Source organism: Aliiroseovarius sp. F47248L (assembly GCF_023016085.1).
In the GTDB taxonomy this organism is placed as follows: domain Bacteria; phylum Pseudomonadota; class Alphaproteobacteria; order Rhodobacterales; family Rhodobacteraceae; genus Aliiroseovarius.
Map to the genome: position 1 here is coordinate 2,238,422 of NZ_JALKBF010000001.1, position 23,354 is coordinate 2,261,775.

Sequence of the window (23,354 nt, forward strand, 5' to 3'; positions counted from 1 at the left end):
GGAAATATATCATGTTTGGAAGGGCGATCAGGTAAGTGACCATCGAATCTGAAGAAGAACTTCGAAAGTGGTTGGCAGAACAAGAACCAGAGGTCTTCTTGATGATCGCTGTCCGTGCATCTATGCGTGTGCTTCCAATAGGGTTGTTGCCGCAATCGCAATATTTCGTCGAAGAAAGAGCGATATACCCAGCTCTGATCGCAACAAGGCGGCTGCTGACCGCAGCAGTTGCGGCTCGATTCCCGACACACGAGACTAAAGAAGCTGCAGGGTTTGCAGTAGCCAGCGATAAGCGCATCGGCCCACCACGCGGTGGCTATTCAAGAATCGTCGCTACGTACACAGCGGAAGCGGCATACAGTTTTGAAATCGAAAAAGTATTCGAAGTAATCCGCTACGTAAATATGTCTCCAGCAAACGGGTTGGAGAAGGCACAAGTACCAGCAGCAACGCGTGATGTTATGGAGATGATCTACTCCGACACCAGTTTGTCACTATCGCAGCTGCTTACAACACCCCTTTGGCAGAAAGTCGGTGAACCCAAATGGTTGTTAGATAGCAGGCCCTTGGATGACCGGATCATTGAGCAGGGGGACGAATGGTCCTTCTGGCGCGACTGGTATCAAGGTTTCCTCGACGGAAAACCACTGGACTGGGAGCTTCAGCGCCGCGTGGCCCTTATTCCCGATGAGGAGTGGGAGAAGGGGCCGGAGCATATTGCGGAGAAGATCGAAGAGATCAAAACCGCTTGGCTTGCCGAGAAAGCCCCACTTGCCGAGAAGATCGAGTTCAACACCGAGACCCAGAAATTCCGTTCAGTCCCGCTGGATATCGCGAAACCCGATCTGCTGGGCGCAACACTTTCGCAGATTAGGGATGCGTTGGAGGATGTGCTTGTCAGCCCCTCGAACGGGCTGCATGAACACTCGCGAGAAGTCCGCGTCCTCAATCGGGTATTCACCAAGTACGGAAACGATCCACAGCAGATTGAGATGGGTCTAGTCAACGCCCATAGGGGAATCACGCGGCAGTTCCTAAGCGATGAAATGCCCCAGAGCGAGGAGAACCTTGCACTTAGGGACGCTTTGGAAGAGGGCGCGCGGGGCATTCGGGCGACCCACCCTGACGTGGCGGAGAACCGTAAGATCCTAATAGATCAGGCGCTACGAGAGATATCAAAGGAAGACTTGGAGCTTCTGGAGGATGCCAAACCGCTTCTTGTAGCGATGTCGGAAGGTCAATTGGCGGAAGATTGGGAAACCGATATTCCGCAATTGATCAACGATGCAACTTTGCCGCTACCATTTGGTGCTCCGTCGTTACCGGGTGCGGATGAAGCGACGCGGATTTTTAGCAGGGCTGCAAAGATCAGAATTAGCTATAACTGCATGGTTTCCAAAGGGGCCGAGATATTTGATAGCAAAACCATGAAGACTGCACGGTTGGGGCTGACTGTGTCGGCGATGCTGACAGCATTGGTTAGCTTGGGTCTTTGGTTGTTCATTCTGATATGAGAACGTAAGACATCGCCTGACCCTAGGGTGACGTGAAGCGCCCGCCTTGGGGGCGGGGCGGGCGCTGCCCGGCGGGGCCGCCGGGCGAAAAGTGCGCTCCAACCCTCCCCCTACCCCATCGGCAACACATTCCGTCGTACCATCGTCCTCAGCGTGAAGCTTGACCGCATGCGCCTTATCCCCTCGACCCGCATCAGGCGGTGTTCCATGAACTCGTCGAAGGCAGTCAGGTTGGCGACGACGACGCGCAGGATGATGTCGCGATTGCCGCTCATCAGATGGCATTCCATCACCTCTTCCATGCGCGACACGGCGCGTTCAAACAAGGTCAGGGCGTCGCGGTTCTGGCTTTCCAGTTCGACCGAGATGAAGACCGTGACCGGCAGGCCCAACTTCGTCTGATCGACCCGTGCGCTGTAACCCGTAATAACGCCCGCGTCTTCCAGCGCGGCGATGCGGCGGGCGCAGGGCGTGGAGGACAGGCCGACAGAATCGGCAAGCTCGCCCAATTTCTGGCGACCGTTTTCCTGAAGGGCCGCTATGATACGTCGGTCGATGGCATCCATAAGAAAATTCTCATCTTTCCTGATAATACCGAGTAATATCACCAATAATGTGAACTTCCACGCTGTTTTTTGGTGAATATCGCCCACTGACCTTGGGTAATCTCGCGGCAAATTGGGAGGATCTCATGAACATCACGCAAGTGGCTACGGCCACCCACGAAGAAGTTTACCGGGTCGAGGATGCCAAATGTGGGCTGCTCGGCTTTATTGCAATTCATTCAACGGTGCTTGGCCCCGCTGCCGGCGGTTTGCGGATGCGCCCCTACGCCAATGAAGAAGCCGCGTTGACCGACGCACTGCGCCTGTCTGAAGGCATGACATATAAGAATGCCGCTGCCGGTTTGCGGCTGGGTGGGGGCAAAGCCGTGATCATTGGTGATCCGGCCAAGTTGAAAACCCCGGCCTTGCTGCACGCCTTCGGTCGCGCAGTCGAGGCCTGTGAAGGCCGCTATTGGACTGCGGAAGACATGGGTATGAGCCCAGCAGACATGGCCGAACTGGCGAAAAAGACACGCTTTGTGGCTGGTCTGTCCGATGGGGCGTTTGCTTCAGGTGATCCATCGCCCATCACCGCGCGTGGTATCTTCAACGCGGTGTGCCGCGTGGCCCTGCACCAGTTCGGCGACGCTGATCTGACAGGCCGTACTGTGTCGGTTCAGGGTTTGGGCAATGTCGGATGGAACCTGTGTGAATTGCTGACCGAAGCCGGCGCCAAGCTGATTGTCACTGACATTGACGCAGGTCGAGTTTCCGCCGCGACCGAGACATTCGACGCGCAAGCGGTTGGGTTGGATGACATCTATGCTGTCCAAGCTGACATTTTCGCACCCTGTGCCATCGGCGGCATTCTGAACGAAGACACCATTCCGCAACTTGGTGTGAAAGCCGTCGCTGGGGGGGCCAACAACCAGTTGGCGAAACCTTCGGACGCTGACCTGTTGGCCGAACGCGGCATTCTTTATGCCCCGGATTTCGTCGCCAATGGAGGCGGTATCATCAATGTTGCCACTGAAGTTTTGCAAATCGAAGGCCGTGTCGATTGGGTCGCCAAAAAACTTGTCGCGCTGGACGACACGATGGAGGCCATTCTGTCCGAAGCCGCAAAGCAGGGCGTTAGCCCAGCTGCCGTCGCGCAAGACGTGGTGGCCAAGGCTATCAAGGCCCGAGCTGCATAATATCAGCGGGGAAGGCGTTGCCGTGCTTTCCCCAACCGCCTAGTCTGACATCATCTTTCACATGCTGCAGACGCCATGCTCCATCCGATTGCCGACATTCTGACAATCACCCTGAACCCAGCGGTGGACATATCCACCGCGGTGGATGCAGTGCGCGCAGACGAAAAACTGCGGTGCGACGCGCCGGTTCTTGATCCGGGCGGTGGCGGGATCAACGTTGCCCGCGCCATCTGCCGCACGGGTGGCTCCGCCACCGCCTTTGTTGCTTTGGCCGGGTTTCGGGGGCAGCAAATGGCTGCTCTGTTGAAGGACGAGGACATTCCCACGATGGTCTTCTCACTGGCAGGTGAAACCCGCCTGTCGCTGGCGGTCAGTGATCGGCAGGCCGATACCCAATATCGCTTTGTGATGCCCGGTCCGGTCTGGACGAATAACGATGTGGACGCTCTTGTCGACCGACTCCGCAAAATCATCGCACCCGGCATGCAGGTCGTTTTGTCGGGTTCGCAACCGCCCGGTGTGCCGGTTGGGTTTCCCAAGGTGTTGGCGGCAGTCACCCGCAGCAATGCGGCTGTTCTGACGCTCGATACCTCCGGGGCTGCATTGGCAGTTCAAACCACAAATGAAGGGGCTGTGCCGGATGTCCTTAGACTTGATGGCGCGGAAAGCGAGGCGCTGGCGGGGCGGCCCCTCTCATCCAAGAAGGATGTGGCTGAGTTTGCTCGCACTTTGGTTGAAAGCGGCCATGCGGATGCCGTGATCCTGGCGCTTGGCGCAGAAGGATCGGTGCTTGCCTTCGAAAACACTGTGCTACACGCCGTTACCCCACCGGTACCGGTTGTGAGTAAGGTCGGCGCAGGTGACAGCTTTGTCGGAGCGTTCACTTTAGCCCGCGCAACCGGGGCGGACTGGATGGACGCCCTGCGCCACGGGACAGCTGCCGCCAGCGCCGCCGTGATGAGCCCAGCGACCGAGCTTTGCCGCGATAGCGACCTGCGCACCTTGGTGCCGCAGGTCACGATCACGCAGCTTTGAAGCGTATGGCAAATTGCATCCAGCCACAGCTAAGTGTATTATTGTCTGCAAACAGGCACCAAAGACCTGCATAACCCGAGGCAGATTTCGACGAGGACAGCTATGAAACAGGTTCTTCTCACCTTCGCACTAATCTCCGTCATTCTTCCCAGTCAGGCGGCATTTGCCGGTGGGTCGATCGAACGGGCGTGCCTGAGTGCAAATCGCGCCGCAGCGTCGCGCGCATTGTGTGGCTGCATTCAGAATGTCGCTGATTCAATGCTGACGAACACCGAACGCGCAAAAGTTGCCAAGTTTTTCAAAGATCCGCACCGCAGCCAGGCACTTCGCCAGTCGGATCGGGGTTCAGACGAACGCTTTTGGAAGAAATACAAGAAGTTTGGACAGACGGTCACATCTTACTGTCGCTAGGCGTTACCGCATCAACTCTGCAACCAAGCCGCGTGATGCAGCTTCGACAAGGTCCAGAGTCTCATCAAAATTTCGGGTATAATATGGGTCCGGCACATGATCCATCCCTGTGTCCCGCGCGAATTCCGTGAACAGTTCCACTCGCGTCGTTGACCGGTTGGGTCGCAGACGTTCGACATTAGCCAGATTGCTTTCATCCATCGGGACTATCAGGTCGAACCGGTCGAAGTCCTCCACGACAAATTGACGTGCCCGCAATCGAGACAAGTCATAGCCTCTGGTTTGGGCGGCATCCTGCATCGGACCATAAGGTGGCTCGCCAATATGCCAGTCCGAGGTGCCCGCACTGTCAATATGCACCTTCAACGTTGGGTGGTCGGAGGCAATGGCACGCAAGACAGCCTCGGCTGTCGGTGACCGGCAGATATTTCCAAGGCAGACAAACAGAATGCGATAAGTCATGCATCCTTCTAACCACGGCATTGCCAACTGTCACCACCCGTCAGGTGCGCCATTTCATCTTCATGTAATGGGTGCCGCCCGCCAGTTCATCCAGCATCTGAACCACCCGCTTCTCGCGGGTTTCAGGGCGCTTTGCGCGTGCGATCCAGGCCAGATAGTCATTACGCTGATAGGGCGGCCGCGCATCATAGGCGGCGCGCATCCCTTGCGCCCGAAGCCGCGCTTCAATATCCGACGGCATAGGCTGGATTGGTCTTTTCAAAGGCATGCGTAATGGTCTCACCACACAACCGGCCACGTCAAGCTGTTGAGGCAAGAGGGATCGGCGGGCATGGCTTCGCCCATCAACCGTTTGACCCCTTGCAAACCCCAGACAAGGCCGTCAAAACCGCGCCATGTCGCGCGTGAAACCCTATACCATGTCCTGCCCCATCTCGCGGTCGCTCGATCTGTTAGGCAATCGTTGGGCCATTCATGTGCTGCGCGAACTTCACGCTGGACCAGCCAGTTTTGCGCAGATCAAGGCGGGGTTGCCAGGTATCGCGTCCAACATGTTGTCCACGCGTCTGTCTGAACTGTGCGAGGCTGGATTGATTTCCAAATCTCACCGCCTCTACACGTTAACCGATCATGGTTTGTCGACCCGTGGCATCTTGTTCGAACTCGCCCGGTTTGGACGCAATCAACCCGTACCCACTTCCCCAACCGATCCCGATGGCGTCTCTCATCGTGCGGTCATCCTTGCCGGTGCCCTCGAACGTGCCGTTGGTCCGCTTGACGACATACGGGCCGAGATCCTGTTGGATGGCGCCCCATTCTCATTAATCGTCGCAGGTGGTCGCGTGGCCTTTCAGGCAGGTTCATTACCCCTCGCTCCGGTACAGATCAGTTTCGACTGGTCCGACGTCGAAGCCGTCGCGCGTGGGGACCTGCGCGTGGCCAACTTCGCCGCCGAACGAGAAATCACCGCCGAATACCCGTTACAGGTGGCCTCATTGCTGGATCTGCTTCAAAAAGCGATGGACATATACGGGGGCTTCAAGTGACCAACATCGTCATCCTCACCGGCGCAGGCATTTCAGCGGAAAGCGGGTTGGGAACGTTTCGCGACAAGAATGGGCTTTGGACAAAATACGATCTGAACGAAGTCGCGACGCCGGAAGGGTTTGCACGAAACCCTGACCTTGTTCACGACTTTTACAACGCGCGCCGTGCCAACTGCCAAAACGCACAACCAAACGCAGCCCACAGCGCGCTTGCACGTCTTCAAGCGCAGCATTGGGGCCGTGTCACCATAATCACGCAAAATGTGGACGACCTGCACGAACGGGGGGGCGCGACAGATGTGATTCACATGCATGGCAGATTGTCGGGTGCGCTCTGCGCTGCCTGCGATCACCGTTGGGCCGCGCCTGCAGCCATGTCACCCACCGACCTTTGCCCCGCATGCAACAAACCAGTGAGCCGCCCCGACATCGTCTGGTTTGGCGAGATGCCGTATCACATGGACGAGATCTATAAACACCTGTCAGATGCCGACTTGTTCGTCGCCATTGGCACGTCGGGAAATGTTTATCCAGCCGCAGGGTTTGTGGCCGACGCACGTGCGTCAGGGGCTAAGACACTAGAGCTTAACCTTGAGCCGTCCGCCACCGCGGGTATCTTTGACGATGCGCATTTTGGCCCAGCGACAATAATCGTACCACAATGGGTCTCAGAACTCGTCGATGCGTCATAAAGGACCGCACCCATCTGGGTGCGGTCCTGCGTGTCTTGCCCGGTTAGACGGGAAGGAATGCCCTTCCCACCTGCATCAGTTCGACGGTGTGGTGTCTTGTTTCATTTGGTCATTGTTCATATTGCCGTGCTTCATACCGCCGACCATCGGATTGCGCTTCAAGTCGACTGGAATCTCGACCGTCATTTCGCCAGCTTTTTCGAATACAAGCGTGACACTGATTGTCGATCCGTCCTCGAACGGCTGGTTCAGCCCCATGAACATCACATGGTCGCCGCCACGCTCAAGCGCGTGCATCCCGCCTGCAGCAACCGGAAAGCCTTCTTCGACTTCCATCATTTGCATGATACCGTCAGCAGTTTCCTTATGGGTGTGCAATTCAACCCGCTTGGCCACATCCGATTTTGCTGCAATCAGACGATCATCTTTATCGCCATGGTTCATGATCTGAAAAAACGCGGCACCTGCCTTAGCGTTCATTCCCGAAGCGCGTGCGTAGGCGTCTTCGATCGCGATCTCGCTTTCGGCGAACGCAGGCAGGGCAAACAGGGCAGCCGCGGTGGTGGTAAGAATGGTTTTCATAGGGGACATGGTTTTCTTCCTTTAGTCCGTCATAGTGTTGATCTGAAATGAAAAATCATATCAGTACCGGAGGACCTCGGGCAGATGGGGTCAGCGTTGAGCGACCCAGAAAGGATGCACTCTGCAGCGGTGTGATCCGAGTGATCAATCGCGCCACAGGCATGTGAACGACCGGCATATCAAAAGCGGCTGCAAATATCTGCGCCCCATCCGGGCACAAATGAACCGATTCGATGGGTTCACCATCAGGGCCAATCGTGATGGTCTTCATTCCGACACCGGTGCAAACCACCATGTCAATCGCATTACCAACATCAGGGCTGCTGCCGCGCGCGTGCGCCAGCGATATACTGGCGGCGGTCAGCGTCAGTGATAAAGCATATGCAATGACAACACGGATCATAAGCGAAGAGCTATGCTGTCTTTCCCAAGGACACAAGCGACAAAACGTATCAGATCCGGACATACGAAAACCGCCCGAAGCGGCAAGCCTGGGCGGTCTCAATCCGGTCAATCCGGGTCGCGGGTGGGCTTAGGCGGCTGCCAGAGCTTTCGCGACTTCTTTCTTAATCTTCAGCGCGTTGGCCGACAGCTCAACGTCTTTGGCCTTCGCCAGATACGCATCCAATCCACCACGGTGATCTACCGAACGCAGCGCAGCGGCCGAAATGCGCAACTTGAACCCACGGCCCAGTGCTTCCGACTGCAACGTCACATCGTTCAGGTTTGGCAGAAACCGGCGGCGGGTTCTGTTTTTGGCGTGGCTGACATTGTTGCCAGTCATCGGGCCTTTTCCGGTCAATTCGCAAACGCGCGACATGGTCTTTTCCTTGCTCTCTCGGGCCAGATTGGTGAGATGTTCGGCACGCCCTCGCGCCGCTCACGTCCAGCCGGTCAATACAAACGGGCGCCGCACTCGCAGCGCCCCGAATTCCGTCCGCGGTAATTAGACCCCTTCCCCCGGCGCGTCAAGTGAGTCGTGCCCCGGTTCCGGCAGGAATTTCCACCACCCCAAGCAAACCCATTCCTCGCTGTTTCTTCTGGCCCGAAAAATCTTGGGATGAATACGCAGAGCGCAGAGGGGCAAGGCCCCTCCAAGGCTCACATCGTGAGCCGCCGCAGACACCCGCCTCAGTCCTCGCCCAGAAATCCGCCCGACTGCCGATCCCACAATCCCGCATATGTCCCACCTGCCGCCAACAGCTCGTCATGGCTACCGCTTTCGATGATACGGCCCTCGTCTAGGACGACAATCCGGTCCATCTGGGCGATAGTGGACAGGCGGTGCGCGATGGCGATCACCGTCTTGCCCTCCATCATCCCGTAAAGCGTCTTCTGGATTGCGGCCTCGACTTCGCTGTCCAGGGCGGATGTCGCTTCATCCAGCACAAGAATTGGCGCATCCTTAAGCATGACCCGCGCAATGGCGACGCGCTGACGTTGGCCGCCCGACAGTTTCACACCGCGTTCGCCCACATGGGCGTCATAACCACGACGTCCTTGCGGGTCTTCCAGCGTTTGGATGAACTCATGCGCTTCGGCGCGCTTGGCTGCAGCGATCATCTGGTCCTCGGACGCATCGGGGCGGCCATAAAGGATGTTGGCTCGCACCGAGCGGTGCAACAGGCTGCTGTCCTGTGTCACCATCCCGATCTGCGCACGCAGGCTGTCTTGCGTCACATCGGATACATTCTGCCCGTCGATCAGGATATGCCCATCCTCAGGATCACGGAACCGCATCAGAAGGTTCACCAGGCTGGACTTGCCCGCACCTGACCGCCCGACCAATCCGACTTTCTCACCGGGGTGCACGGTCAAGGATATGTTGTCCAGCCCGCCGGAGCCCTTGCCATAGTGATGCGTCAGACCACCAAAGGCGATTTCACCATCCTGGATCACAAGGTCCTTGGCATCCTTGGCGTCCTTCAACTCGTGCGCCACGGCGATTGATCGCAGACCTTCGCGGATGACACCCATATGCTCAAACAGGCGGATCGTGACCCACATGATCCAACCCGACATGCCGTTCAGACGCACCACAAGCGCGGACGCAGCGGCCACCTCGCCCACAGACACTTCACCTTGCGTCCAAAGCCACACTGCCGCACCCAGAACGCCGACGATCAGCAGGCCGTTCAACAGGTTCAGCCCGAAACTCAACTCGGTCATCAGTCGCAAGAAACGTTGGAACCGCAGACGGAGGCGTTTAAGCGAGGACAGCGCATAACGTTCTTCGCCCGCGCCTTGCGAAAACAGCTTCACGCTTTCGATATTTGCATAGGCATCCACGATCCGACCGGTGACCAGTGACCGTGCATCGGACCATTTTTCCGACGCCACAGATACGCGCTTGGCGATGTAGCGCACATAAAGCACGTAGAACACCAGCCAGATCCCCAAGGGCAGCGCCAAGCGAATGTCGACCTGCCCTAAGATCACCATCGCGCTGAGAACATAGGTGGTGGCATAGAAAATGCCTTCGAAGAACATATAGGTGCTGTCTTCAACCGCCGGGCCAAGTTGCATAACACGGTTGGACAGACGCCCGGCAAAGTCATTTTGGAAGAAACCCAATGATTGCCCCAGAAGATGCCGGTGTGCCCGCCAACGCACCTGCTCCTGCATATTTCCGGCTAGTGTTTGTTCCAGAAAGAACCGGTTCAGCGTGATCGCCAGCGGCCTAAGCAAGATAATGAACACCGCCGCCAACAGTAGTTCAAAACCATTGGTGGACCAGAAACTTTCCGGCGAGGATAGGTTCATCAAGTCCACAACCCGCCCGGTATAGAATATCAGGCCGGTTTCAATCAGTGCGACAAGGACCCCGGTCAGCGCCATCCAGATCATCCATTTGCGGAATGGTCCAAGCTGCGACTTGAAGAAAGGCCAAAGGGTCTTTGGTGGCGTGCCCATGTCATGCGGGGCAAATGGGTCGACGAGATTTTCAAAGAAACGAAACATGAAGGCGCTCCGTGCGCTTGGGGGATAGAGATGTGATGGACGGGGCTGACGACAGCCCATCAGGACCGCGACTTACGCTTGATATAGGGTCCTGAAATTTCGCATCCGGCATCTCTCCTTCATGTTCTGGGAGGAACGCTATCCCAGTTGTTAGCGCTGATCAACCCCGGCGAGACGCGTTGTCATTTAGTGAGGGGCGTTGCCCCTCGCGGCAGAGCCGCTCACCCCAGGATATTTTGGCCAGAAGAAGCCGGTCATTTGATCAGCCATTGCGCGGGCGAAGCCGGGCAAGGATGTCTTCGGCCGCGCGGCTGGCCGATATCTGGCCATTGGCCACCTGCCCGCCAAGTGTGTCGATCCGGGCGCGCGTGTCTTTCTGATCGAGGACAGATAGAAGCCCGAGGCGCACGTCTTCTTCGAACCAATGTCGCGCTTGCTGCTCACGCCGCTTGGTCCAGTGGTGGTGCTCGCGACGCCATGCGATCAGCGCCTGCATAGCATCCCATGCGTCTGTCAGGCCATCCTGCGTGACTGCCGATACGGTCATCGCCTTGGGAAACCCTTCCGGATCATAGACGCGTTTGCGCAACAGGCGCAGCGCGCCTGCATAGTCGGCGCAGGTGCGCATCGCCGTTTGTTTCAGGTCGCCATCAGCCTTGTTGACCAAAATTAGGTCGGCAATTTCCATGATGCCACGTTTCACGCCCTGCAACTCGTCCCCACCCGCCGGGGCCAGCAGTAGAAGGAACAAGTCGGACATTTCCGCAACCATGGTTTCCGATTGCCCAACCCCTACGGTTTCGATCAGCACCACGTCAAAACCCGCCGCCTCGCACAACGCCACCGCTTCGCGGGTGCGTCGTGCCACCCCGCCCAGTTGCGTTTGCGAGGGTGAGGGGCGGATAAAGGCGTTTTTCTCGCGACTCAGACGCTCCATGCGGGTTTTATCGCCAAGGATAGAACCACCTGACCGGGCCGAGCTGGGATCGACCGCCAGAACGGCGACCTTTAGCCCCTGTGCGATAAGGAACATTCCGAAGGCTTCGATAAAGGTAGACTTACCCACCCCCGGCGTGCCCGATAGACCAATCCGCAGAGCCTGACGACCCAAAGGTGCCACGGCATCCAGCAACTCACCTGCTTGTGCACGGTGATCAGCGCGGCCGCTCTCAACCAAGGTGATAGCTCGTGCCAAGGCCCGCCGTTCGCCCGCCTGCACACGCTTTGCCAGATCGTGAATGTCCATGTTGCCTCCAGCTTTCCGACAGTCATGCCGCGCATGGGACCATCTGTCCAGAGGTCCAACGACCACATCTGGACGATAGGTGCATGACGGTTGATAAGGGGGCATGAGTGATACGCTGCCCATCCAGGACGCCATACCCGACCTGCTCGTCGCCATTAGACAATGCGGGCGCGCCGTGCTCATGGCACCGCCGGGGGCCGGTAAAACCACTGTTGTGCCGCTGGCCTTGCTTGACGCCGCGGTGTTCGAAGGCAAGCTTGTGATGCTGGAGCCGCGCCGCCTGGCCGCCCGCGCCGCCGCCGAACGCATGGCACAGACCCTGGATGAGCCGGTTGGCAAAACAGTCGGCTATCGCATCCGGGGCGAAGCCAAGGTCAGCGCAGAAACCCGGATCGAGGTTGTTACAGAGGGCATTCTGACCCGGATCCTGCAATCCGACCCATCACTGGCAGGAATAGGCGCGGTGATCTTCGACGAATTTCACGAACGATCCCTGAACGCGGATCTTGGCCTTGCTCTGACATGGGAAGCCATTCAGGCTTTGCGCGACGATCTGAAATTGGTGGTGATGTCCGCCACGCTGGATGCGGACCCTGTGGCGCAACTTTTGAATGATGCGCCCATCGTGCGATCCGACGGGCGCGCTTTTCCAGTCCAGACCCAATATCTGCCCGCGCCACTGCCGAAAACGACTCGCCTGCCCGATGCAACCGCCACACTTGTGCGTCAGGCACTATCCGAAACCGAAGGTGGCGTCCTCGTGTTTCTGCCCGGCGAAGGCGAGATACGACGCACCGAAGCCGCCTTGCGCCCTGACTTGCCAGCAGACTGTCATCTGCACCCACTGTTTGGCGCGATGGACTTTGCAGCTCAACGCGCGGCGATTGCCCCGGCGACTTCGGGCCGCAAGATCGTGCTCGCCACATCCATTGCGGAAACATCGCTAACCATACAGGACATCCGTGTGGTGGTTGATGCAGGTCTTTCGCGCCGCGCCCGGTTCGACCCTGGTTCGGGCATGTCGCGGCTGGTAACAGAGCGTGTTTCAAAAGCTGAGGCTGAGCAGAGACGGGGACGCGCGGGGCGTGTGGCACCAGGCATCTGTTACCGGCTCTGGACGAAGGGGGAAGAAGGTGGGCTGCCCCCCTTTCCACCCGCCGAGATCGAGACCGCCGACTTGGCCCCTCTGGCTTTGGAGCTTGCGGCCTGGGGGTCACCCAACGGAGACGGGCTTGCCTTCCTGACGCCCCCGAATGCTGGTGTGCTGGCCGAGGCGCAATCGCTTCTTCAGACGCTTGAGGTGCTAGATGCCGAAGGGCGCATCACATCGCATGGGCGGACATTGGCCCGACTGCCCATGCACCCGCGTCTTGGGCATATGTTGACCAAGGCCGGTCCAGACGCCGCCGATCTTGCAGCACTTTGGGGCGAGCGTGACCCTCTGCCACGGGCGGCTGCAACCGATCTGTCGCTCAGGCTTGAGGCAATCCGCGATCCGAAAGGCTTTGCCGCTCGTCGTGGCTTCGCGGCCAATCGTGGTGTGATCGAGCGTATCCGGTCAGAAGCTCGGCGCCTGCGCAAGTTGGTCAAACCCGCTCATTCAGACCTGAGCGATGCCCAGATGGCCGCGCTGGCCTATCCCGATCGCGTGGGGCTGCGTCGTCCGGGGGATGCACCCCGGTTCGTTCTGTCCGGCGGCAAAGGGGCAGTGACGGACGAAGGCGATCCACTGGCCAACACCCGTCTGATTGTTGTCACCGACACTGATGGCAACCCGCGCGACGCTCGAATCCGACAGTCCATCCAGATCAGCGAAGCAGAGCTGCGCGAGTTGTTTGAAGTTGACATTATCTGGGTCGATCACTGTGCGTGGTCCAAGCGCGATGGGCGAGTGGTTGCGCGCCGCCAGGAATGCTTGGGCGCCGTCGTAATGGATGATCGCATGTGGAAGGATGTCCCAGACGAGGTCGTTGCGCACGCCATGCTGGACGGGGTTCATGAGCTGGGATTGCGCCCTTCAGACGCGGCCCGCCGCTTCATCGCGCGGGTCGAACTTCTGCGCGTGGGCGGGGCGGAGCTGCCGGACATGTCCGACGCTGCATTGCTGGCCAGTCTGGAGGATTGGCTGCTGCCGCATCTGACCGGCGTCAAGACTACATCGGATTGGAAACGCTTCGACCTGCTGGACGCCCTGCGAGCGCGGTTGGATTGGGCACAGATGTCGCTGCTTGACCGTGAAGCTCCTGCCCATTTCGTTACGCCAATGGGCCGCAAAATCCCGATAGACTACGCTGGCGAGATACCTGAAATTAGCCTGCGACTGCAGGAAATGTTCGGCACGACCCAGCATCCGATGATCGGAAAAACTCCTCTGCGCGTCACACTTTTGTCACCTGCCGGACGACCGGTCCAGACAACGACAGACATCCCGAATTTCTGGGCCACAAGCTATCAGGACGTGCGAAAAGACATGCGCGGGCGATACCCCAAACACCCATGGCCCGATGATCCGACGCAAGCCGATCCAACCTTGCGGGCCAAACAACGAAAGGGCTGATCACGACAAAGTTGGGCGTAAAACGCCCTGTTTTGGTGCAATACTTGCATTTTACCCCATAAATACCATATCTTAACATCTACAATAATAATTGAGCAAAGCTCATAAAGCGCAGGTGCAAAAAATGTCTTCATTGCTAAAACAGGCCTGGAAAGAGGTCGTCGCCCCCATGTTCCAACGCCCCAACCGGGTGCAAGTCGCAGCTCTTTGCTATCGTGGATCTGGCGACGATAAAGAAGTTCTGTTGGTGACATCTCGTGGCACCGGGCGCTGGATCCTGCCCAAAGGCTGGCCAATGGATGGCAAAGACGCCGCCGAAGCAGCCCGTCAGGAAGCATGGGAAGAAGCTGGTGTGTCAGAAGGTCAGTTGGACCATGCCCCAATCGGTGCCTTTGAGTCTGACAAAGAAATGGATTTCGGCGGCATTGCACGCTGTACGACCACCGTTTTCCCGTTGAAAGTCGAAAAATTGTCCGATGACTTCCCCGAAGCCGATGAACGCACACGGACGTGGGTCTCGGCGAATCAAGCGGCGGATATGGTCAAAGAAAAAGACCTTCAGAAGCTTCTGCAGGAATTCTAAGCCACACTCTCTGAAAGCGCGGGTCGGAAGCGTCCGAATCTGTTGCAATCACAGCCCTGACAGTCTAGCGCAGGCGCTGAATTGTAACGGCTGTGTATCAGCCATGTACCAACACGCGAGGCAGGGGGCCACGGATGGGCGCAGAAAAACGCGGCAGCCAGTGGAAAACACTGGATAAGGACCTGAACCGGATCAGCCAGGTCGAATACGCCACGCAATATGTCTCGCGACCATTGGTCGGCATGGGTGTGGCCCTCGCATTTATCGTCATCGCTGCCCTCGCCGCTGCTGTTTTATTCGGTCAAACACCAACATCCCTCGTTGTCGTTATCGCCGCTGCATTCGGTGCCTACATGGCTTTGAACATCGGAGCCAATGATGTTGCCAACAATATGGGGCCGGCGGTGGGTGCAAACGCCTTGACCATGGGGGGCGCCATTGTCATCGCAATCATTTGTGAAAGCGCCGGCGCGCTTTTGGCGGGTGGCGACGTGGTCTCAACTATCTCGAAGGGCATCATTGACCCTTCCGGCTTCAATCAATCCCGCACGTTCGTCTGGGCAATGATGGCCGCACTGATCTCATCGGCCTTGTGGGTGAACCTCGCGACTTGGGTTGGGGCTCCGGTTTCGACAACTCATTCGGTCGTGGGCGGCGTGATGGGTGCGGGTATCGCCGCAGCCGGATTTGCTGCCGTCAGCTGGCCCACCATGGGCAAGATCGCCGCCTCGTGGGTTATTTCACCCGTTTTGGGTGGTGCAATTGCTGCGCTGTTCCTCGCGTTGATCAAACACAAGATTATCTACCAAGACGACAAGATTGCCGCCGCAAAACGCTGGGTTCCGGTGCTAATTGGCATCATGGCAGCAGCGTTTGGGGCTTATCTTTCTATCAAAGGCCTGAAAAGAATCGTCAAGATTGACTTGGGCACCGCCCTCTTGATCGGTGCCGGTGTGGGGGCGGTCGCTTATGTCATAACGGCCCCGCTGATTGCCCGTCAGGCTGAAGGATTGGAGAACCGCACAAAATCCCTGAAAACGCTGTTCGCCCTGCCCCTTATTTTCTCGGCCGCCCTTCTGTCCTTTGCCCACGGAGCGAACGATGTGGCAAACGCGGTTGGACCGCTGGCAGCTATTGTGCATGTGGAAAGCGTCGGCGATTTCGCTGACAAAGTCTCGATCCCGGCATGGGTTATGGTGATCGGGGCTTTTGGCATCAGCTTCGGCTTGATGCTGTTTGGTCCGAAACTGATCCGGATGGTCGGCAGCCAGATCACCAAGCTAAACCCGATGCGCGCCTATTGCGTCGCCCTGTCTGCCGCCATCACTGTGATCGTTGCAAGCTGGCTGGGCTTGCCCGTCAGCTCAACGCACATTGCAGTCGGTGGCGTCTTCGGCGTCGGCTTCTATCGCGAATACCATATGGAGCGTCGCCTCCGCCGCTCCTCGGCAGCACGACCCGAAGTCAAACGCATCGCTCCCGAAGAACGCCGCCGTCGCAAACTGGTGCGCCGGTCGCATTTCATGACCATCGTGGCCGCCTGGGTCATCACCGTGCCCGCCGCCGCCCTGATGTCAGCACTGATCTTCTTTGTGCTGAACACAATCGTGTCCTGATCACTGCCCGCCGGGTTTCTTCTGGCCCTAAATATCCTGGGGTAGGTGCTACGCGTTGCGTGGCGCCGTAGGGGCAACGCCCCTGCTCAGCCTGGCTGTCAGGAATTAAGCGCCCAAGCACCAGCGCATGATCGCTTTCTGCGCATGAAGCCGGTTCTCGGCCTCGTCGAAAATCACCGATTGTGGGCCGTCCATGACCGCATTGGTGACTTCTTCCTCGCGGTGGGCCGGAAGGCAATGCATGAATAATGCATCAGGTTTGGCGTGTGCCAACAGCGCATCATTGATCTGATAGGGGCGCAACAAGTTGTGGCGACGCTCACGGGCCGAGGGCGCATCATGCATCGACACCCATGTATCTGCCACGATCAGATCGGCCCCCTGCACAGCTTGCACCGGATCGCGCACGATCTCGATATTGGCACCTTTATCTCGCGCTTCGTTCATAAACACCATTTCCGGGTCCAGCACTTCCGGGCCGGTAAAGGTCACATCGAACCCGAACTGGCCCGCCGCATGCAGGAACGATGCGCAGACATTATTACCATCACCTGCCCAGACCACTTTCTTACCAGCAATCGACCCACGATGCTCTTCATAGGTCAGGATATCCGCCATGATCTGACAAGGGTGCGAGCGGTTGGTCAGCCCGTTGATCACCGGCACGTCGGCGTATTCCGCCATTTCAAGCAGCGTCGCTTCCTCAAAGGTGCGGATCATGATCATATCGACATAGCGGCTGAGCACTCGGGCGGTGTCAGCCACTGTTTCACCATGGCCCAATTGCATCTCGGACCCTGACAGCACCATGGTCTGCCCCCCCATCTGGCGCACTCCCACATCAAAACTGACGCGCGTCCGTGTCGATGGCTTTTCAAAGATCAACGCAACCATATGGTCTTTAAGCGGCTGTTCATCGTCCAAAGCCCCTTTGGGCTTGCCTGCACGGGCTTGCTTAATGCGATGTGCCTCGGACATCATGCTGGTCAGTTCGGCTTTGTCAGTTTTGTTGATATCCAGAAAATGTGTCATTGGATTTGGCCCTCCACAGCCTTCGCAGCGGTTTCAAGGCGCGTGACGGCCTCGGCAATTTCTTCGTCTTCAATGGTCAGGGCGGGCAGGATGCGTAGCACGTTGTCTGCTGCTGGCACACATAACACATTTGCACCGTAACAAGCGGTCAGAACATTCGTATTGGGGGCTTTGCATTTTAGGCCCAGCATCAGGCCCGATCCGCGCACGGCTTCGAACACAGTCGGATAGGCGGCCACCAAGCCTTCCAGCTTTTGGCGTAGCAACCCCGCTTTACGGTTCACTTCGCTTAAAAAGTCTGGATCGGCGATGATGTCGATCACTTTGGCGCCGATGGCGCAGGCCAGTGGGTTGCCGCCATAGGTGGATCCGTGCGTGCCTGCGACCATACCGCTAGCAGCCTCTTCGGTTGCTAGAACAGCGCCCAATGGGAAGCCGCCGCCGATGCCCTTGGCCACCATCATGATGTCAGGCGTCACACCGGAGTATTCATGCGCGAACAATCGCCCCGTTCGCCCCATTCCGCATTGGACCTCGTCAAAGATCAACAACGCGCCGACCTTGTCGCAGGCCGCGCGGATGGCCTTCAGCGCATCATCCGGCACCGGACGAATGCCGCCCTCGCCCTGCACGGGTTCGATGATCACGGCGGCAACATCGTCCTCGGACAGTGCATTTGTCAGCCCGTCCAGATCACCAAACGGCAGGTGGGTGAAACCGGGCAGAAGTGGGCCAAACCCCTTGGTCAGCTTTTCCCCTCCTGCCGCTGCAATTCCAGCGGAGGAGCGACCATGGAACGAGCCATCAAACCCGATGATGCGCGACCGCACTGGCTGACCTTTTTCATGCCAATACTTGCGCGCCATTTTTACGGCTAGTTCACAGGCTTCGGTGCCCGAATTGGTAAAAAATGCGGTATCAGCGAAGGTCAAATCCACCAGCTTGTCCGCCAGCTTCTGCTGCTGCGGAATGGTGTAGACGTTCGATACGTGCCACAGTTTGGCCCCCTGCTCGGTCAGCACCTCGACCAAGGCAGGATGGGCGTGTCCTAGCGCGTTTACCGCGATACCGGCCCCCAGATCCAAGTATCGCTCGCCCCCCTCGGTCACGAGCCAACTGCCCTGCCCGCGCTCAAACGCAAGGTCAACACGGTTATATGTGGGAAGAAGCGACGGGATCATGTCGGTATCCTTTGTAAAAGAAGCCTTTGGGTGCCGTATGGCGGGCTTCAAGTCAACAATTTCGGAAAGGGTGCGCGTCAACGACGCGGGATCAAACGAAGGCGGACGTCAGGCGCGGGTGCGTCGGCGTCGGGTCTCAGCGATATGCGAGCGTTTGATCATGGGGCGGACTTACGCGAAGGAAACCCGCCTGTCCACCCTTTTCAGAACGTCACCAAACCCTTAAGCGGGTTGAATGAAAACGCGCCCCACCCCCGCTGAAAACCCATTGGCCGCTGCAGGTTTCATGCTGCTGGCATCGTCACTAATTGCAGGCACTACACTGATGGCAAAGCTCGTCGGTCGCGATAGCCTGGGCGACCCACTGCATCCCCTGCAAATCAGTCATGGGCGGTTTCTGTTTGCCTTTCTGGCCATCACAATGGTTGTCATGCTTAAACGGCCTGCGCTGCGCAGCACGAATATCCCCTTGCACATCGCCCGATCCATATCGGGATGGACCGGTATCTCATTGATGTTCGCGGCCGTGGCCTTCATTCCGCTGGCAGACGCGACGGCGATCAGCTTCCTGAATCCGGTTTTTGCCATGGTATTGGCCATTCCACTTTTGGGTGAACGCGTGGGGCCGTGGCGCTTTATCGCGGCAGCCATCGCGCTGATCGGAGCGGTCGTGTTGATCCGCCCTGGTGCGGGTAGCTTTCATCCCGCTGCAATTCTGGCACTGGCCGCCGCCATGGTCATGGGGTTGGAGATCACTCTGATCAAACGCCTGACCGGGCGGGAAGCCCCGCTGCAAATCCTGTGGATCAACAATGGGATCGGTCTGACAGTGGCAACAATGGCGGTGATCTGGGTCTGGGCGCCTGCGACGCCCGCGCAATGGGCAGCCCTCGTCGCGCTTGGCTTCATGATGGCGCTTGCGCAAACGTGCTTCATCCAATCCATGAAACGTGCCGAAGCGAGCTTTGCCGTACTGTTCTCCTACGCCACCTTGGTTTTCGCGGGCCTTTATGATTTCGGCGTGTTCGGCGTCATTCCCCTTCCCACCAGCCTGCTTGGAGCGGCAATCATCATCGCGGGCGGTGTCCTTTTGGTCTGGCGCGAAGGTCGCAGGGCAAACTGATGCCGCTTCTGCGCTTGTATCCCCCGGCACTATGACTAAAATAGCCGCTTGTGAATTCACTGGGCCGTTGGGATAACACAACGGTCCGCCCCCAAGAACGGGAAGAAATATGTCCTGGACCGACGAGCGCGTTGAAATCCTGAAAAAGATGTGGGGCGAGGGGCAATCTGCCTCTGTCATCGCAAAAGAACTTGGCGGCGTGACCCGCAATGCCGTGATCGGCAAGGTGCATCGCCTTGGCCTATCGAACCGGTCCGGTGGTGGGTCGAAAGCACCTGCCAAGGAAAAAGCCGCACCAAAAGCTGCGGACAAGCCGAAGCCCGCGCCGAAAAAAGCGGCCGTTAAGAAAGCGGCCGAGCCTGCTTCCAGGCCTGCAGCGGAAACAAAACCGATCCCGGCGCGCAAGCAGATCATTCCGGCGGGTCAACCCCTGCCCCCGCAACCTTCAGCAAACGAGATCAGCCCCGAGGCCCTGGCTTCGGTGCGCGAGGTTGAAAAGGGCGCGAAGAAGCTGCACCTGATGGAATTGACCGAGCGGACCTGCAAATGGCCCATCGGGGACCCCGCAACCGAGGAGTTTTGGTTCTGCGGCCTGCCCGTGCAGCAAGGCAAACCCTATTGCGAGGCGCATGTAGGCGTGGCGTTCCAGCCAATGTCCTCGCGCCGCGACCGGAAACGGTAAGCCAGCGAAACGACAGTTTCAAAAGCGCGCCCCATCTGGCGCGTTTTTTCATGACGTTGTGGTGTCGCGTGGTTGTGCTTTCCAAGACTCGCCATGCAAGCTATATGCGCGCCATGACAAATCCTGTGAATCCACCCAATCTGCGCCCTGACCTTGCACCCAAACCACGGTTTCGCGAACCCGTCCGTGATGGCCAGCCCACCATCGGTATGGTCAGCCTTGGCTGCCCCAAGGCCTTGGTTGACAGCGAACGCATCCTGACCCGTTTACGCGCAGAAGGATACGCAATCAGCCCGGATTACACCGGTGCGGATGCGGTGATCGTGAACACTTGTGGGTTTCTTGATTCCGCCAAAGCCGAAAGTCTTGAAGCGATTGGCGAGGCGCTGAACGAAAACGGGCGGGTGATCGTCACCGGTTGTTTGGGCGCAGAGGAGGACTATATCCGCGGCACCCATCCCAGCGTTCTAGCCGTCACCGGCCCGCACCAGTATGAACAGGTGCTGGATGCCGTGCACGATGCGGTTCCGCCATCGCCTGACCCGTTTGTGGACTTGCTGCCCGCGACCGGCGTGTCGCTGACCCCGCGCCATTACAGCTATCTGAAGATTTCCGAGGGCTGCAATCACAAGTGCAAGTTCTGCATCATCCCCGATATGCGCGGGAATCTCGCCAGCCGCCCTGCCCATGCGGTGATCCGTGAAGCGGAAAAGCTGGTCGAGGCAGGGGTGAAAGAGCTGCTGGTGATCAGTCAAGACACTTCGGCCTATGGAGTTGATACCAAACACGCAGAAGATCGGGGCCACCGCGCACATATCACCGATCTGGCGCGCGATCTTGGCACGCTTGGTACTGGGCGCGACCTTTGGGTCAGGCTGCATTATGTCTACCCTTACCCACATGTACGCCAGTTGATCCCGCTGATGGCAGACGGGCTGATCCTGCCGTATCTGGATATCCCGTTCCAACACGCCCACCCCGACGTTCTGAAGCGCATGGCCCGCCCGGCGGCCGCGTCGAAAACGCTGGATGAAATCGCGGCGTGGCGCGCGACCTGCCCCGATATCACCCTGCGGTCCACTTTCATCGTCGGCTATCCCGGCGAAACCGAGGCTGAGTTCCAGACCCTGTTGGACTGGATGGACGAGGCACAACTGGACCGCGTCGGCTGCTTTCAATACGAGAACGTAGACGGCGCACGATCCAACGATCTGCCGGATCATGTGCCCGCCGAGGTCAAGCAGGAGCGGTGGGACCGGTTCATGCAGAAAGCGCAAGCGATATCCGAAGCCAAACTGGCCGCCAAGGTCGGACAAACTATGGACGTGATCATCGACGACATCGACGAAGACGGTATCGCCACTTGCCGCACAAAAGCCGACGCCCCCGAGATTGATGGAAATCTGTTCATTGATGAGGGGACAGAAGGGTTGAAGGTTGGCGAGATCGTGTCTGTCGGGGTCGATGAAGCAGGGGAATATGATCTGTGGGGGCGACTGCCCAACAGCTGATCGATGTTGCCCCCGATAGCAGCAAAGTGATCCGATCAAGCCGCATCGTCGTATACTTTTACACGATAGGAGGTGTTAGAGATGCGACTTTTGGCCGTCATACTCGCCCTGACGATGCTGTTTCCCTTCGGGGCCAAAGCACAGGACGTATCAATCGAAGACGTTATTTTACTTCAGATTGATGCCTTCAAAGCGGATGATGTCGACACCGCGTTCACGTATGCGTCGCCCAACATCCGGTCCATGTTCGGCACCGCCGAGAATTTCGGCAGCATGGTGCGTGGAAGCTATCCGATGGTCTGGCGACCCTCGGAGCTCACGTTCCTCGGCCGCGAGGACAAGGGCAATGCCACAATGCAACGCCTAAAGGTTACAGACAGACAGGGAACACCCTTCTGGTTCGTATACGAGATGGTCTTGATCGACGGCCAGTGGCGGATCAATGGCGTGTTTAGGTTGAAAACGCCTGGCCTGACTGCCTGAATTCATCACAGGAACGATGCGTCGGAAGTCTGTTCCTGATAAAGTCATGTGATGATTTCTGCTCGGGAAAGGAGACTACACCATGTCAGAGGCAAAAGAGGTTACTGGCCATTGTCTGTGCGAGAAGGTGAAATTCCGCGCCACTTCAAAGAATCCTACACTTGCGGCCTGTCATTGCGACATGTGCCGTCGGTGGTCGTCTGGTCCATATATTGAGATCACATGCCAAGACGTTTCGTTCGAAGGTGAAAACTACATCGGCACGATCCGTTCATCGGATTGGGCAGAGCGTGGATTTTGCAAGAACTGTGGAACCAACTTGTTTTACCACATCATTGACGCAGACGATTACCTGATGTCTGCGGGTCTGTTGGACGATACATCTGACCTGAGCCTGTCACTTCAGGTGTTCACCGACAGCAAGCCCCATTTCTACACGCTGGCAGAAAAGACAAAAATGATGACCGGGGAAGAGGTCTTTGCGGCTTACGCACCCCCGCAGGACTAACTCTTGGGGCCGTTACAATGACGTTCGGACTTGCGGCTACCCTTCGCGTGACACGCTCAACAATACCCAGCCGTCAATCCGCGCGACCTCTACGCCGCCGGTGTCAGCTTGGAACACACCCAACCCTTCGTAGTCTTCCGGACAGGCTACAAGGTCTGCGGTGTGGTCCAGATACTCGACGGTTTCCGCACTTTCGCCCACGCGGCGGCATTGGTCGCCATCCGCGCGATAGCCGTCACCGAACAGGGGCAGCATGGTTGTGGTTTGCGTGGTGGTCGTCTTGGTCTCGCAAGCGGTCAGCAAGCCAAGGGCAATCAGCGGAAAAAGGTGTTTCATCTGGGGTCTCCTTCTGGATTCCCCTGAGCATATCACACGCCGAAGAGCAGGT

At 57.9% G+C, this 23,354-nt stretch carries 25 protein-coding genes; 14 read left to right on the forward strand and 11 right to left on the reverse strand.

From position 1 onward, the window contains the following. Positions 1-35 precede the first annotated feature (35 nt). On the forward strand, positions 36-1,514 hold the full coding sequence (locus tag MWU51_RS11150) for a hypothetical protein (RefSeq protein ID WP_247037226.1): 1,479 nt from the start codon (positions 36-38) through the stop codon (positions 1,512-1,514). Between the two features lie 110 nt (positions 1,515-1,624). Here the strand turns inward: MWU51_RS11150 and MWU51_RS11155 are convergent, their stop codons facing one another. Further along, positions 1,625-2,080: an Lrp/AsnC family transcriptional regulator gene (locus MWU51_RS11155; RefSeq protein WP_247037228.1), complete on the reverse strand. Its 456-nt coding sequence runs from the start codon at positions 2,078-2,080 to the stop codon at positions 1,625-1,627. A gap of 125 nt (positions 2,081-2,205) precedes the next feature. On the opposite strand from MWU51_RS11155, the gene MWU51_RS11160 reads away from it, so the two are divergent. The 3 genes from MWU51_RS11160 to MWU51_RS11170 all read left to right on the forward strand — a co-directional run bounded on the left by MWU51_RS11160 (position 2,206) and on the right by MWU51_RS11170 (position 4,701). Beyond that, a complete protein-coding gene (locus MWU51_RS11160; protein ID WP_247037230.1) occupies positions 2,206-3,255 on the forward strand; it encodes a Glu/Leu/Phe/Val dehydrogenase dimerization domain-containing protein in 1,050 nt (349 codons plus the stop codon). A 75-nt stretch (positions 3,256-3,330) separates the two neighbouring features. Then, positions 3,331-4,290: a 1-phosphofructokinase family hexose kinase gene (locus tag MWU51_RS11165; RefSeq protein WP_247037232.1), complete on the forward strand. Its 960-nt coding sequence runs from the start codon at positions 3,331-3,333 to the stop codon at positions 4,288-4,290. Positions 4,291-4,392: 102 nt separating this feature from the next. Next, a complete protein-coding gene (locus MWU51_RS11170) occupies positions 4,393-4,701 on the forward strand; it encodes a hypothetical protein (RefSeq protein ID WP_247037234.1) in 309 nt (102 codons plus the stop codon). A 3-nt stretch (positions 4,702-4,704) separates the two neighbouring features. Here MWU51_RS11170 and MWU51_RS11175 read toward each other — a convergent pair whose 3' ends face one another. Continuing rightward, positions 4,705-5,163: a low molecular weight protein-tyrosine-phosphatase gene (locus tag MWU51_RS11175; RefSeq protein ID WP_247037235.1), complete on the reverse strand. Its 459-nt coding sequence runs from the start codon at positions 5,161-5,163 to the stop codon at positions 4,705-4,707. Positions 5,164-5,203: 40 nt separating this feature from the next. Then, positions 5,204-5,431 (reverse strand): YdeI/OmpD-associated family protein, encoded by a 228-nt coding sequence (locus MWU51_RS11180; protein ID WP_247037236.1) that lies wholly within the window; start codon positions 5,429-5,431, stop codon positions 5,204-5,206. Positions 5,432-5,558: 127 nt separating this feature from the next. On the opposite strand from MWU51_RS11180, the gene MWU51_RS11185 reads away from it, so the two are divergent. Both MWU51_RS11185 and MWU51_RS11190 read left to right on the forward strand, forming a co-directional pair. Continuing rightward, positions 5,559-6,209, forward strand: coding sequence for a helix-turn-helix domain-containing protein (locus MWU51_RS11185; RefSeq protein ID WP_247037237.1), 651 nt, complete (start codon positions 5,559-5,561; stop codon positions 6,207-6,209). Next, entirely contained in the window at positions 6,206-6,901 is a 696-nt protein-coding gene (locus tag MWU51_RS11190) for an NAD-dependent deacylase (protein WP_247037238.1), read from the forward strand. The genes MWU51_RS11185 and MWU51_RS11190 overlap by 4 nt, the downstream gene beginning before the upstream one ends. 75 nt (positions 6,902-6,976) lie before the next feature. Here the strand turns inward: MWU51_RS11190 and MWU51_RS11195 are convergent, their stop codons facing one another. The 5 genes from MWU51_RS11195 to meaB form a co-directional block, all read right to left on the reverse strand. Next, the gene (locus tag MWU51_RS11195) at positions 6,977-7,483 is read right to left on the reverse strand and encodes a copper chaperone PCu(A)C (protein WP_247038823.1); all 507 of its coding nucleotides are present in this window, start codon (positions 7,481-7,483) and stop codon (positions 6,977-6,979) included. A gap of 55 nt (positions 7,484-7,538) precedes the next feature. Beyond that, positions 7,539-7,886, reverse strand: coding sequence for a hypothetical protein (locus MWU51_RS11200; protein ID WP_247037239.1), 348 nt, complete (start codon positions 7,884-7,886; stop codon positions 7,539-7,541). Positions 7,887-8,015: 129 nt separating this feature from the next. Next, positions 8,016-8,303, reverse strand: a complete 288-nt coding sequence (gene rpmB / locus MWU51_RS11205; RefSeq protein ID WP_247037240.1) for a 50S ribosomal protein L28 — start codon at positions 8,301-8,303, stop codon at positions 8,016-8,018. 311 nt (positions 8,304-8,614) lie between these two features. Beyond that, positions 8,615-10,444, reverse strand: coding sequence for an ABC transporter ATP-binding protein (locus MWU51_RS11210; RefSeq protein ID WP_247037242.1), 1,830 nt, complete (start codon positions 10,442-10,444; stop codon positions 8,615-8,617). Positions 10,445-10,706: 262 nt separating this feature from the next. Further along, positions 10,707-11,690, reverse strand: a complete 984-nt coding sequence (gene meaB, locus MWU51_RS11215) for a methylmalonyl Co-A mutase-associated GTPase MeaB (protein WP_247037243.1) — start codon at positions 11,688-11,690, stop codon at positions 10,707-10,709. Between the two features lie 103 nt (positions 11,691-11,793). On the opposite strand from meaB, the gene hrpB reads away from it, so the two are divergent. The 3 genes from hrpB (at position 11,794) to MWU51_RS11230 (ending at position 16,446) form a co-directional block, all read left to right on the forward strand. Continuing rightward, entirely contained in the window at positions 11,794-14,247 is a 2,454-nt protein-coding gene (hrpB, locus tag MWU51_RS11220; protein WP_247037244.1) for an ATP-dependent helicase HrpB, read from the forward strand. A 124-nt stretch (positions 14,248-14,371) separates the two neighbouring features. After that, positions 14,372-14,830 carry an NUDIX hydrolase gene (locus MWU51_RS11225; RefSeq protein WP_247037245.1) on the forward strand — a complete coding sequence of 153 codons (459 nt, stop codon included), beginning with the start codon at positions 14,372-14,374 and terminating at the stop codon, positions 14,828-14,830. 134 nt (positions 14,831-14,964) lie between these two features. After that, positions 14,965-16,446: an inorganic phosphate transporter gene (locus MWU51_RS11230; protein WP_247037246.1), complete on the forward strand. Its 1,482-nt coding sequence runs from the start codon at positions 14,965-14,967 to the stop codon at positions 16,444-16,446. A 105-nt stretch (positions 16,447-16,551) separates the two neighbouring features. On the opposite strand, the gene argF is transcribed toward MWU51_RS11230, so the two are convergent. Further along, positions 16,552-17,478: an ornithine carbamoyltransferase gene (gene argF, locus MWU51_RS11235; protein WP_247037247.1), complete on the reverse strand. Its 927-nt coding sequence runs from the start codon at positions 17,476-17,478 to the stop codon at positions 16,552-16,554. After that, positions 17,475-18,659: an aspartate aminotransferase family protein gene (locus MWU51_RS11240; protein ID WP_247037248.1), complete on the reverse strand. Its 1,185-nt coding sequence runs from the start codon at positions 18,657-18,659 to the stop codon at positions 17,475-17,477. Before MWU51_RS11240 ends, argF begins: the two co-directional genes overlap by 4 nt. Before the next feature lie 235 nt (positions 18,660-18,894). On the opposite strand from MWU51_RS11240, the gene MWU51_RS11245 reads away from it, so the two are divergent. From MWU51_RS11245 to MWU51_RS11265, 5 genes are all read left to right on the forward strand, one after another. After that, the gene (locus tag MWU51_RS11245; RefSeq protein WP_247037249.1) at positions 18,895-19,782 is read left to right on the forward strand and encodes a DMT family transporter; all 888 of its coding nucleotides are present in this window, start codon (positions 18,895-18,897) and stop codon (positions 19,780-19,782) included. 109 nt (positions 19,783-19,891) lie between these two features. Further along, positions 19,892-20,464, forward strand: a complete 573-nt coding sequence (locus tag MWU51_RS11250; protein WP_247037250.1) for a GcrA family cell cycle regulator — start codon at positions 19,892-19,894, stop codon at positions 20,462-20,464. A 113-nt stretch (positions 20,465-20,577) separates the two neighbouring features. Beyond that, on the forward strand, positions 20,578-21,975 hold the full coding sequence (gene rimO / locus MWU51_RS11255) for a 30S ribosomal protein S12 methylthiotransferase RimO (RefSeq protein ID WP_247037252.1): 1,398 nt from the start codon (positions 20,578-20,580) through the stop codon (positions 21,973-21,975). 81 nt (positions 21,976-22,056) lie between these two features. After that, positions 22,057-22,458, forward strand: coding sequence for a DUF4864 domain-containing protein (locus MWU51_RS11260; RefSeq protein WP_247037254.1), 402 nt, complete (start codon positions 22,057-22,059; stop codon positions 22,456-22,458). 82 nt (positions 22,459-22,540) lie between these two features. Beyond that, the gene (locus tag MWU51_RS11265; protein ID WP_247037256.1) at positions 22,541-22,966 is read left to right on the forward strand and encodes a GFA family protein; all 426 of its coding nucleotides are present in this window, start codon (positions 22,541-22,543) and stop codon (positions 22,964-22,966) included. Positions 22,967-23,002: 36 nt separating this feature from the next. Here MWU51_RS11265 and MWU51_RS11270 read toward each other — a convergent pair whose 3' ends face one another. Further along, positions 23,003-23,302 carry a hypothetical protein gene (locus MWU51_RS11270; RefSeq protein ID WP_247037258.1) on the reverse strand — a complete coding sequence of 100 codons (300 nt, stop codon included), beginning with the start codon at positions 23,300-23,302 and terminating at the stop codon, positions 23,003-23,005. Between the last annotated feature and the right edge of the window lie 52 nt (positions 23,303-23,354).